This is a genomic window from Bradyrhizobium sp. T-12 (genome assembly GCF_058314695.1).
Window position 1 is genome coordinate 4,332,646 of sequence record NZ_CM177756.1, and the last position, 11,729, is coordinate 4,344,374.

Annotated in this window: 11 protein-coding genes; 5 read left to right on the top strand and 6 right to left on the bottom strand. The window is 57.0% G+C overall.

What is annotated here, in order from left to right; genetic code table 11:
- Window positions 1–11: 11 nt before the first annotated feature.
- On the top strand, window positions 12–1,478 hold the full coding sequence (locus AC0WRY_RS20515; RefSeq protein ID WP_194402596.1) for an exopolysaccharide biosynthesis polyprenyl glycosylphosphotransferase: 1,467 nt from the start codon (window positions 12–14) through the stop codon (window positions 1,476–1,478).
- Window positions 1,479–1,527: 49 nt separating this feature from the next.
- Here the strand turns inward: AC0WRY_RS20515 and AC0WRY_RS20520 are convergent, their stop codons facing one another.
- Window positions 1,528–1,896: an H-NS histone family protein gene (locus tag AC0WRY_RS20520; RefSeq protein ID WP_194402597.1), complete on the bottom strand. Its 369-nt coding sequence runs from the start codon at window positions 1,894–1,896 to the stop codon at window positions 1,528–1,530.
- 708 nt (window positions 1,897–2,604) lie between these two features.
- On the opposite strand from AC0WRY_RS20520, the gene AC0WRY_RS20525 reads away from it, so the two are divergent.
- Window positions 2,605–2,988: an H-NS histone family protein gene (locus tag AC0WRY_RS20525; RefSeq protein WP_194402598.1), complete on the top strand. Its 384-nt coding sequence runs from the start codon at window positions 2,605–2,607 to the stop codon at window positions 2,986–2,988.
- A gap of 91 nt (window positions 2,989–3,079) precedes the next feature.
- Here AC0WRY_RS20525 and AC0WRY_RS20530 read toward each other — a convergent pair whose 3' ends face one another.
- The 3 genes from AC0WRY_RS20530 to AC0WRY_RS20540 all read right to left on the bottom strand — a co-directional run bounded on the left by AC0WRY_RS20530 (window position 3,080) and on the right by AC0WRY_RS20540 (window position 5,679).
- On the bottom strand, window positions 3,080–4,105 hold the full coding sequence (locus AC0WRY_RS20530; protein ID WP_491120708.1) for a nucleotidyltransferase family protein: 1,026 nt from the start codon (window positions 4,103–4,105) through the stop codon (window positions 3,080–3,082).
- Window positions 4,106–4,142: 37 nt separating this feature from the next.
- Complete coding sequence (locus AC0WRY_RS20535) at window positions 4,143–5,258, bottom strand: serine/threonine protein kinase (protein ID WP_491120710.1); 1,116 nt, start codon at window positions 5,256–5,258, stop codon at window positions 4,143–4,145.
- 178 nt (window positions 5,259–5,436) lie between these two features.
- Window positions 5,437–5,679 carry a hypothetical protein gene (locus AC0WRY_RS20540; RefSeq protein WP_194402601.1) on the bottom strand — a complete coding sequence of 81 codons (243 nt, stop codon included), beginning with the start codon at window positions 5,677–5,679 and terminating at the stop codon, window positions 5,437–5,439.
- A 676-nt stretch (window positions 5,680–6,355) separates the two neighbouring features.
- Here AC0WRY_RS20540 and AC0WRY_RS20545 point away from each other — a divergent pair.
- The 3 genes from AC0WRY_RS20545 (at window position 6,356) to AC0WRY_RS20555 (ending at window position 9,742) form a co-directional block, all read left to right on the top strand.
- Window positions 6,356–6,571: a hypothetical protein gene (locus tag AC0WRY_RS20545; RefSeq protein ID WP_194402602.1), complete on the top strand. Its 216-nt coding sequence runs from the start codon at window positions 6,356–6,358 to the stop codon at window positions 6,569–6,571.
- 1,953 nt (window positions 6,572–8,524) lie between these two features.
- A complete protein-coding gene (locus AC0WRY_RS20550; protein WP_194402603.1) occupies window positions 8,525–9,067 on the top strand; it encodes a hypothetical protein in 543 nt (180 codons plus the stop codon).
- Between the two features lie 180 nt (window positions 9,068–9,247).
- Window positions 9,248–9,742, top strand: a complete 495-nt coding sequence (locus AC0WRY_RS20555) for a hypothetical protein (protein WP_194402604.1) — start codon at window positions 9,248–9,250, stop codon at window positions 9,740–9,742.
- 498 nt (window positions 9,743–10,240) lie between these two features.
- On the opposite strand, the gene AC0WRY_RS20560 is transcribed toward AC0WRY_RS20555, so the two are convergent.
- Together AC0WRY_RS20560 and AC0WRY_RS20565 are read right to left on the bottom strand one after the other, a co-directional pair.
- Window positions 10,241–10,702 (bottom strand): GFA family protein, encoded by a 462-nt coding sequence (locus tag AC0WRY_RS20560; protein WP_194402605.1) that lies wholly within the window; start codon window positions 10,700–10,702, stop codon window positions 10,241–10,243.
- Window positions 10,703–10,956: 254 nt separating this feature from the next.
- Window positions 10,957–11,376, bottom strand: a complete 420-nt coding sequence (locus AC0WRY_RS20565) for a PaaI family thioesterase (protein ID WP_194402606.1) — start codon at window positions 11,374–11,376, stop codon at window positions 10,957–10,959.
- Window positions 11,377–11,729: the final 353 nt, after the last annotated feature.

Sequence of the window (11,729 nt, forward strand, 5' to 3'; positions counted from 1 at the left end):
AGTACCTCGTCATGAACTTCGTGAACCGACACCTCCCCGATCAAATCGATACGGCTCATGTCAGTCTCGAACCGCCAATATCCTCGCATAAATGGCCCCTGCGGTATGACCGGATCGAACACGTTGCGCTCTGTGCCGATATCGCGACGATTTTGCTCGCGAGCGTTATCTCCACGGTCTTGTACCGGTTCCAGAGCGTACAGACCGGGGCAGACCACGGCAACGCATTTGGCTTGGCGCTGATTAGCGCGGCTTGCGTGGCTTCCCTCCTGAAGGCTCAAGGCCTCTATCGGCCGATTGAGCTCCTTGTGCTCAAGAACCAGGTTCGGGCCGTCTGTGTCACTTGGGCGTCATTGTTGCTCTTGATCTGGGCCGCATATGGCTTTGCAATTCCCCCAGGTGCCTCTCAGAAACCAGGCCCGCTGTTCGCCATCCTCGGCTTGGCCTTGCTTGTGGCAGAGCGATGGGGGGTCAGGGCAGTGCTGATAAGGGGTCTGAGCGAAAGAAAGTTCGCCAGCACCAATATCGTTCTAATCAGCGACCAACCGCTCTCCAAAAACGCCGGCCTGCCGGAGACCTTGTCTATGCACGGATATTGCGTCAGAGCACGGTTCAGCCTGCCGCCGATCGGCTTCGGGCCCGCCGGTCGTAAACGGTTCGCCTCTCGCGTAATCGACTATATTCACAACATCCCGCTCGACCAGGTGGTGGTCGAGGCCTCTCCAGAGCGATGGCCCGAGCTGCGAGCACTTGTGGCCGACCTCCGGGTTTTGCCCTTCCCGATCATGTTCGTGCCCGTCGGCACAACATCCGAATTGCTTCGACATCCGACACGGAATCTTGGAAGTGCCGTTTGCGTCGAGTTGCAGCGGGGTCCCCTCACCTCCCTCGAGTGCGCATCCAAGCGAATGATTGATGTTGTCGGCGCAGGGCTCGCGCTGGCGATGGCTGCACCACTGCTGGTACTGGCTGCAATCGCAATCAAGCTGGACTCTCCGGGCCCGGTGTTCTTCCGACAGCAACGCTGCGGTTTCAATGGTCGGACATTCCTGATCCGGAAGTTTCGGACCATGCATGTTCTCGAGGACGGCAACGTGATCACTCAGGCCGTCCCTCTCGATCGACGGGTCACCCGCGTGGGCAAGTTGCTGCGCCGGTCGAGCTTCGATGAACTGCCGCAACTGCTAAATGTTCTCGAGGGCAGCATGTCGCTGGTGGGCCCGCGTCCCCACGCCTTGGCCCACGACGGACAGTTTGACAAGCTCGTGCGAAACTACGCCTTTCGCCGCAGGGTCAGGCCTGGGCTGACCGGATGGGCCCAGGTTCACGGTTGCCGCGGGGCAACGCCCACGGCGTCGATGATCGAAGCACGCGTCCAATACGATCTCTGGTACATCGATAATTGGAGTCTTCGGCTGGATCTTGCAATCCTGTTGCGAACTCCTGTGGAAGTATTACGGGGGCGCAACGCCTATTAGCTCCAACCTCGACCAAAGGCGCCTGCGCCAGTCCCCTGGTGCAGCTGCTTCACGCCCGCTGCCGAAGTTTCGGAGCCGCTTCCCCGATGCGAAACTCCTCGATTCGACGACCGGATTTCACCGCAGCAACCAGCCAACGAGGTCGCTTGCCACGCCCCGACCAAGTTTCGGACGTCTGCGGGTTACGGTATTTCGGCAGCACGCGCGGATATTTGCGCCTCGGCTTGCCCGTGGAAGAGATGCCCGGCCTGCCGCTTTCGGCTAACATAGCCATCCCGCCGCCGAGAACCGCCAAGCGCTTCTCCAGTTCCTGCTTTTCCGCTTTGATCCGGTCCGACAAAATGCCGCTAATTTCCTCATGAAGGGACCATAGATCATCGAGGGACATCGCTTCTAGTTCGAGCTTCTTGGTCGACATGTTAGCATCCTGTAGTTGCGCCCATTTAATATGTCCCAGCAGAGTAATCAAGCACCCAATGTCGGGCCTTAGCGAAAAATATTCGGAACTCAACAGCATTTTTATGCTCCACATAACTGCGTCGCCGGTTCCAATCAAGACTGAAAAATGCATTATTCGCTGAATTCAATAGCGGCCCGCACATAACACGCGCCCTACGTGCGCCGGCGCCGCGATTCAATCTGATTATGATTGATTAGAGCGTCGCGAGGTCGATCTTCCGCGCCGCCGCCCTCGTGAGGAACATGACTGCGGGAGGCCGCATCCCGGCATTCGTCCTGAAATGCGGATGTCAGCCCGCTGCAGCCGCGAGGTTATGATTGCGATATCTCTCAGCGCGAGCTTTCGCAGCTGGATTTGGAGCTGCAGATCCTTGAGGTCGGTCAACGGTTCCGCAGGCGCGATAAACTGCCTGATCGCAACTCGAAGACGTACCAACGGGCAGCCGATAATATCCAATGTTTCTCTTCGAGAGCGCAGCAAGCCTTCCTCGCCCACTAATAAAACAAAAATAATCCTCGCAATATACATTTAATAATATATTATTTATTTATTATTACGTCAATTGAAAGACCGCCCCTGATTCCCAGTCTTTTGTTCGCCACGCGAAAAACCTCTATTCGGCGTCAGATACGACTGTTGGGCAGGTTGGTCGGTGACGAGAATGCTATGCGCCGGCAAGATCTCGAAGCCATGGATTTTGAGGAACTTTGGCTCCTCCACGAGGAGCTCACGAAGATTCTTGCTGAAAAGATAACAGCCGAAAAGCGCGAGTTGGAAAAGCGCCTGGCGCAGCTCAATCAGCCGGACCAGTTCGGCGAGGCGGAGGGCGAGGCGACAGAGATGGGCCCAGGCCAGTCCCCTCGCCGCAAATACCCAAAGGTCGTGCCGAAATACTTCAACCCCCTCAAGCCGACAGAGACTTGGTCTGGGCGAGGCAAACAGCCGCGCTGGCTGGTCGCAGCGCTTCAATCAGGACACACGCTCGAGGAGTTCAGGATTCGCGAGAACGGCGAAGCGTCCAACCGGAATGCTGGTAGTCGCGAGCATTGATGGCTTCATCGACGCAGACACCTGCGGGGGCGCGAATCGTCTGCGAACGGATGGGAGTTACCGGTCGCTCGGCTCGCAGCACGCTTGCGGCCTACACCTTCCCTGTGCGCACGGCGACGGCCGCCTTCAACAAAAACTGCAAGGTGTCCACCTTCGGGAGAGACCACGATCTACGCGGATGGGCGGCGGCTTGCCACCCGCCATTTGCCGCGTTCCGGTAGTTTCCGAGATCCAGCGCCGTCATCGCGAGGAACAGCAAACGCGTGGACGGAAAACGTGCCTGCATCAACTGTCGCATGAACTGCAGGCGGGGAATCAGGCGGGAGCGCATCGTCTGCGGAATATCGACGCCAAGCAGCCCGGCAAGAGCGACCAGTTGGGTTTCAACCGCATTCTTCATCAATTCGCCCGAGACTAGCGAGGCAAGCTTCTCCCAATCAAGGCCTTCGGTGGAATCGTTTAGATCTCGCAATTCAACAAGATGCCGCAGGTCGAGGTCGCCGAGCCAATAACCGTAGTCTTGAAATTGATCATGGATGATCAGCATGAGCGCTCGATAGACAGGCGTGGGGATATACACGCGCCCGCTTCCCAGCGGCGCGATGACGCAATGGTTCAGCGCCTGCCCTATGCTTTGGTAGAGGTACGCGGGACCCGGAGCGGCCTGCTGCAGGTCGATGGTCCCGACATCCTGTGACCGGTTCAGCTCGACGTGCCATCTCTGGCTTTCGGCGGGGGTCTGGTAATCAATATCGTAGCCAATTGCACATAGAGCGGCAATTGCCATTCTGGCCTCGTCCGGCATGACGATGATGTCCAGGTCCGACATTATCCGAACGCCTCGGCGCTCCCGGGGTGCGGTCGCCAGTGTCGATGTGCCCTTGAGCATGATCGGGGTAATTCCCAAGCGGTTCATCGCAACGACGGCTTCTTCCAGCTGAGCGAGGAGGCGATTATTGCGCAGCTCGTTTCGGCGGTGGATATTGCGGATATATGCGCAGACGTCCTCCGGCAGCATCGATGCATATTTGCCCACAAAGTCGATGAGCGCCGGCGTCGTCAGAGTCCGATTTGCGAGCCCGATTACGGACGTCCACTCCACGTCGACGGGCGGCATACCTCGCAAGCAATTGCAGAGGTTCGAGAGCGCGCTGCTATGCCTCACCATCGCACAATTCCATAAGCAAGCGCCGAGCTTCCACCGACTCGCAGTAGGTGAGTTGAAATGATCGCGCGCCTGCGACAATCCGCTTCAAAGCGAAAAAGCCGGCTTGCGATAGCCTTCCGTCAGCGGCAAATGCGTCTTCGATAAGCCGCTTCATCGCATCCAACTGGTCTATCGCGGTCAGTTCTTCCGGACCGCCCGCGACCCGTTTCAAGAAGACGATCCAGCTCGCGGAAACGCATTGGTTCTGCGCATTTGGAATGGGGACGTACCGCACCCGAACCCCGTCGGAGCGGCGGTGCGTCGCGTCATACTTGTCGCCATGCAGCCGGGAGAGCAAGTCCCACGACCCCTCCTTGACTGTGAGCGCAAAGGGAATTCCGCAGATGGTTCCGTCAGCTCCAACCAGCGCAACATCATCGCCAGCGTAGCTAAAGCCGGCGTCCACGAGCTGCAGTGTCAGGGTCGACTTTCCAGCTCCCGGCTGACCGCACAACAGCAGGCCCGCATCGTTTCTCACGAGAGTAGCTGCATGAAGGGAAAAGACCCAGCGATCGCTTCGAATAAGCCGCTCGCTGATGTGCGCCTTGATCGTCGGCGCCAATGCTTCGACTTCACATCTGGAAATTCTCGAATCCTCTCCGCGGAAGAACACTTGCTCGTCCAGCATCGTTGCCTCGACCACCAGGTCGTTGTCGCCCGCGCCCTTGTCCGCGACGCAGAATACCGAAAGCAGCCGTCTCAAGAGGTCTCGATTTGCAGTCCGGACGCCTATTTTGTGCCGACCCAGGATCACTGAGAAGGAACAGTCAATCGGCACTTGCCAGTCCGCTTGGAGTAGCGCTTGATCGGCCCAGACATTTACAACCTGGCGGGTGAACTGGCGTGACGCATCCTCGTCAATGCCTAGCGCCCCAAGCCCCTGATAGACATCTTCCAGAGAGGCACCTTGCGCCAGCTTGCACCAGATGAATGCCGCTACCTGGTCCAGCTCGAAGATCTTCTGCCCGGCTTCGCTGAAGAGCATTGATCGACCATCCAGCAGCACGAACATTGCATCTGGAGCCGGTCTCAACACCATCTCTGCCGACGATTTTTTCAGCACGGCTCCAGCCAATGTACGAAGGTTCGTCTCGCCCGACGAAGGCCAACGCTATGTCGCGGCCGCGACAGAGGGAGGTCTCGACTACGAGTTTCGATCTAACCCGGCCTGCGGCGCTGCAATTCCCGTTCAGCGGAGCACAAACCCGATCGGGCTCGTTTCGAAATGACAATCCGGCCCGTCATGCCGCCAGCTGCCCGTCCTCGCCTCCCTCCTGTGGCGCAACGTTCAAAAGCAGCTCGTCAAAAAAGCACTCTCTCGCGGTCAACCGATGAGCTTCCAAAAGGTAACGATAAGCTTCGCGATCGGCTCTCCGTTCTTTCAGAATGCGCTCCTTCTCGCCGATGCTGGCCAACTCCGCGCGCATCTGGGCCAACAGCGGTGCGTGCGAGACGAGGCAATTATTGTGATTTAATTCCCACATCGTTTCCTCCAGCCGAATGAAACTTTAATAAGCCAGAGATTACGTGATCGGCAGGATTTAACAACGCCATTTATACAATTAACCGTAAATCACAATTTGTTTCATACTTGAACCTGATGCGGCCGCGGAACACCGCTCGCAACCGCTGCAACTGCCTTCGCAAATACGAAGCGGCTGCAGCCTTACCGCGTATCCCGCTTACATATTTGATTGTGGCGCGCTTCGCTTAGGCTCGCGTGAAAAGTATATCCACGAGAGTCGCAAATCGCACCGACAATGCGCTTTTCTATTTACAAATTAAATTTCAGCAGTGAATATTCAGAAGCTGCGCGAATGGGAGCCGAACTTGGTGACTGTCAAAAATGATAGTAGTTGCGCTGCCGGCGGGGCATTTCGCTCGAAGCCCGAAGAATTAAGCCCTTATATTTGTTTGCGGCTTACCCGCGACTTTACGTTGAATCTGGAACATCATTCAGAACTGCCGAGCCAAAGCCCGGCGGTATCCCACAATTCACGAAAGTAGGAATCCGGTCGGTTGGAGAAGCGCCGTCACGAGCAAGCTGCCCTTTGCTCGACAGCGACCCAGGTGCGATGCCCCCCAAGTGAACCCGCATCGACGAGAGCGCACTCCAGCCGATCGGCCCCCTTATTCGACCACACATCCAGGGAGGTTGGCGTGGGTATGATTATGGTCAAGTGTCCGCAATCCGGCCGCGCGATTCCTACCGGCCTCAAATCCGATCGTGAGACTTTCCTGCGAAGCATCGTGTTTTTCGGCAATACGCTTTGTCCCGTCTGTCAGGCCAATCACAACTGGTTTGCCCGCGAGGCCTGGGTCGAGGAGCCGGTCATCAGAACGATAGAGGTCGCTCGTACGGCGCCGACGTACTGACGCAAATGGCGAGGGCGCTTCCGCGACTCCATGCAGCGGATTCGCAACTCAAGGCATTTCTGATCACTTCGCTGCCTGGATAGAAGACTAACGCGGATGCGCGGCCTGTTCTCTGGGACTCCGCGAACTGCTGGAGCACACTTCCTTGCGACATCACGCTTGATGGCTCGCCATTCTCTATTCCGCCAATTCGATCGCAACGATTGGTGTCCAAAGCATCCGTCGCTCGGTGGACGTCGCTTCTTTGAACGTGACCGATCAAATCTTCCATCTTGAAAATGAAGTCGCGAGCCGCTGCCCATTGCGCACGATGGTAGATTCGACATGTCGGCGCGCGCAGATCGCGCTGGTCTTCGGATGAGTTCCGCGCGCGCCATCGTGACCACAAGCGCGCTGGTGGCTCGGTACGTCGGGCGCACCACTTAGGAACGATCCCCTCGAACTCTCGGTTGCACTTATGCTGGTCCACGTTGGACCCGCGGGGCGGCCCCGGGCAATGTCCCTCCCTCCAGTGCCGTACCGGGGCCGCACTCCCGCCATCGGCATCGCACTGACCATTTTCTGAGTAAAAGCCCCAAACTATGCGAGGTGCGGCTCGGATCGATGCCACATGTCTTCCAAGCTTCTTGGCTATTTCTGCCGACTTAGCGGGGTCGCTCTCCGATTCGAATTCCAATCATGCAAAGCGGAAGCACGATTTCGCGTGCCGCAGATTTGCGGATCCCGCACAACGTTTGCGATAGGAAATGGCAAATGAGCGGCCTCAGCTTCGACGGCTCAGGCCGCCGGATGTGCTGCCGCCTCAGGCGCACATCGACGCGGGGGCACAGAAACAATCGTCAAAATTGCCGATTATTCCCGATTTCTAAGACGCGGCACGAAGAATGATCTTCGCCGTGCGTTTGGCGTACGAATGCTGCTTGGCTATCCCAGCCAGTGAAGAACCGGCAGAAGCGCTCGAAGAAATTAGGTAACGAGTGCTTACTGTTAGGTTTAATCGCGATTTAATCTCGATCAGGGCACAATTTGATGAAGGTATAAGGATTCACTTTTTTACTAGCTTTTCCCGCCCGAAGGATTCAGACTTGCTTTCATTGAGAATCGTTTTTTTCGGGGAAATTCAGATGGGAAAACCTGCTGTTTCCCGTGATGCCTTCCGTGGGCTATTCGCTTTCTATGCGGCAAGGGCCCATCACGACCACGACTCCAAGGGCGAACATTGCCTCTTAAGGCTGTTCAGATCTGCAGAAGATATACCAGAAACTTTACTGCTGCAGTGGTCGGACAGAACTGAGCTACTCGGCTCCGAAACCGTCGGTCGGTTAATGGATCCGCTCGTTCGTCAAATCACAAGAGGCAACGCTCAATACGACCATGCCAGCGACTTTCTCCACACGCTACTGAGAGACCTCGGGCAAAAAGTGCAGTAATCGAGATTCGCTTCGCTATCGTCGCTGCAATCGTCAGGCGCGCGAGTTCTCCGCGCTAGCTACCTGCGCCCTCTTCGCGTGCCGCGAAATCTTCATTTTGGGATTATCGAAGTAAGGATAATTCAGTTGCTTGCTGCGAAAGTCTTCACGGACGATTTTTACTGAGCATTCGATGCCTTAGCCGCGGATCACTCGAAGGCAATCGCGGATCACAGCTGATCACTCAGCTCAGGCCGGGGCTCGTCCTGAATTTCAACATACCTGTGACTATTGCGAGCCGGAGTCTGACGTCCGTTTACGACCACCACGGAAGGGCTGCAGCGTCGCAGTGCCTGGTGGATGAGGCCTCATCAATGCGAAAGGTTCAAGGCGCACCCCCTCAACGAGTTAATCGATAGAGCGCAACGTAAGGCCGTGAGGATTGACCAAGAGCGTCAAGCAATTCCTGTCATTTTAGCCTCTTTTCAGCCAAAAAAAGTTCGTTGCTTGGCGCGGGGCAGGATCTCAGCTCGGAGTTCCTGCAATGTTCAAGCAAGTATTTTCTGCGTGTTTCCTCGTTGTCATCGGCCCAATCTGTTCAGAAGCAAGACCTTATCGCATCGTCCAAGCGCCCGAATGCAACGTCATCATGCCATGTGACTTCTCGGCCACCCAGGCGCGCCGCGAACGAACTTCGCACTACTCACTGCAGGCGTATCGCCCCAAGCAACTCGCGTTAGCCACGCCCGACAGCGTAGGCGCGGTGAGTGACCGTACTCACGGCCGGATTGTCGGCGGTCGGCCGCCCGGTTGCCCGTCTTCATTCTGTGGTTGTGGCGCAGCCCTGCGAGTGTTTGGTCGTGTCGTGCCTGAATTGAACCTTGCGGCCAACTGGCTACGCTTCCCGCGGACTTCGCCCGCGCCGGGAATGGTCGCGGCGCGGCGCGGGCATGTCTTCGTTCTGGAACAGCACCTCGAAGGCGACATGTGGATGGCGTATGACGCCAACTCAGGCGGACACGCGACGCGGATGCACCCGCGATCATTGCGTGGCTACACGGTTGTCAATCCTCGCGGTGCGGGTTGAACGGTCCCAACGACCGTTGGCCTAACGGTTGGTCGCCGCTCTAACGCCAGCCAGCAGCCATGAACGTGGGCCAGATGTTGCAATATCTGGCCCCCGAGCCCAGCCGGTGACCCGTTGCGGTCCTGGGCCGCTGCCGCTGCTTGGGCCGCTAGGACTCTGACAAGCAGCTCAATTGCAAGCGTGTCGAAGGTGAAGCAGAACTTCGCCTTCGGCCTGACGCTCAACGCCAACCATGTCTCGACCGCAGAGCGCGATGCGATCCGCGGCCGTTACATCAAGGGCCGGGCCGAGGCGAACGACTCAATCATGGCAAGAGCGCGGAAGCGATGGAGAATCTTCAGAAAGGGTCACTACAAACAGACGCCGATGGCCGACATCAATGAGTCGTTCAAGGCTCAGAAGATGCTTCACGTCCAAGGACTGGAAACGCATGTATTCAGGTGGGACCGTCACGAACTGAACTGGCTACACAATCGACAGATTTCTTCATGGCCAACGCAGGCATCAAGGACTTCACGCTGGCGAGCGAGTACTTTGATCCAGGCCTCCATTCAATGCCCATCACCTAGATATCACGAGCCTGAAGGGATGTTCGCGCCGAACACCAGTTGTGCGGCGCGCCCCAATTTCATGGACTCTGCTGTCCTATCCGGCTTGTGTTGCGCCCGCCGCTGAACACACTGTCCCTTCTGCACGCTCGACCGCGCTGCCGCACTCTGTTGTCCAGATAGCAATGGCTTGCCAATCTCAGGTGGGCTACGCCAATCTAACTATCTCGGCCAGAGCATCTGGAATGCGAGAGAAGCTCCCAAGACTACGCCAAACTACGCGATAACTGCCCGCAGCCCTACTCCCACTCAATCATTTGGGATGATCTTTCGTCGTTGATCCAAAAGCACAAATCCTCACATCTGACGGACAAATCCCGACGCTATACCCGCCGAAAATTCTCGGTCTTGAATTCACAGAATAATTTGTGCCGATCGGGATACTGGCGATATCGCTACCTATCGGAGTCAATCGGCTGAGCGACTCTGCAGGCGTTGTGGAAACGCTAACGCTAGCACCGCCGCGGCATAGTTTCATATACCGTCAGATATCGGGAAAGCGCTGGTTCGCTACGTGCTATGAGCTGCCTTTCGCCGATAACCAGTTTGACCCGAAGCAAACAGACTAAGACTGGGTGCGTCGGGCAAAATATGCCTCAATCCTCTCCTTCACTCCTTCGGCGGGTGCCTCCCTGAATTTGACGGTGCTGGGATGAAGAGGGTGCCATGAAGGTACGCGTGCGAGCCAAGTTTCAGCAGTGGGTTCAAACTTCGATGGATCATCGAGGCTGCCGACGGTAAGCAGCAGCAATTGCGGCCTTGTCGGCCAATGTGCAGAAATTTGACTGCCACAATGATTGCAGAACCCTCTCCGAAACAGACGTCCACTTTCTGCAACGGTTTCGAAGAAGGCTGGCTCTGACTTCAGATAGCGAAACCTGTCGCTCGCCACCATAATGAAGGCCGAGAATGCAGTGCCGCTTGATCGTTGGCAATCTCGGCAGTGACACATCAACTGAACAATCGGAACGTCTGTGCATTCATAGCGAACCTTTTCACACGCGCATCCGCCGGTCAGCATTTTCATCTTTCCGTACACTGAAGGAGTTGATGTAACATAGGTAAGAAGGGATCGGTCAAATGACGAGCTCCGGTTTTACTCCGGCAGACCCATCCCGTCCCATGACGCCGAGAGCCGCTTCTCGACCTTCTCCGGCTTGGGTCTCACACCTGAATGCGTTTTGCACCAAAAGGCTGCGTGTGGCTTGCTTTCGACGCCTGCCCTTCTGTCCATCGGATGCGCCGCGCATTGCGATCGATAATCGATCGCTCTACGGCGGCCTAACCGAGCGCGACTAAAAGCGTTTCGCCCGTCGCAACGAGCGACCGTTTGCCGGAACCATCCTCCGCAAACAATTCTGCCCGAGCAAAGGTCTGCTTGCGTCCGGCGCGAACCGTCGCGCCTTTCGCGATAAAACCGCGACCGACCGCGGGCCTCAAACAGTTCATGGAGAAATGCGATGCTGTCACGGGCCCGATGAGAGTCGCGGCGGCAAATCCGCAGGCCGTGTCGAGCAACGCCGCGATCGCCCCAGCATGAAGATGACCGGCATATTGTGTGAGATCATCGCTCCATGGCATTTGGAGCTCCGCCTCTCCGTCGGCGGCCAACACGACTTCGAACCTGAAGAGCCGATTTAAGTTTGCCGCAGCGTTCGCTGCCGTGAGTTCTTGGAGGTTCATTGCCGGGCCGCCTGTCATCAGTGTCTCCTTTACCAACATATCTCTTGCTCGAATTGACGAGCCCGGTGGGGGGGTCCTGCTCATCGGCAAAACCGATCTGTTCTTTGCTCGAGCGCGCATCTCCCAAAGCGGCAAGACGTCCGACGGGCCGCTGTCTCCTCCGGCTAATTCACCTCGAGACGATCGCGAGCCCCCAGTGTGACATGCACCTGCAACTACCTACGATGCAAATTTGCTCTGGCAGCAGGTACCGCCGGCACGAACAAGGTTGCCACGCTCCGTCTTTTTGATCCCGTCTGTGGAGGCCTGCGATGTCGTGTCTGCGCAGGCATCGGCCGGCGGCGCCGACGCCGTGAGGACCAAAATCAGCC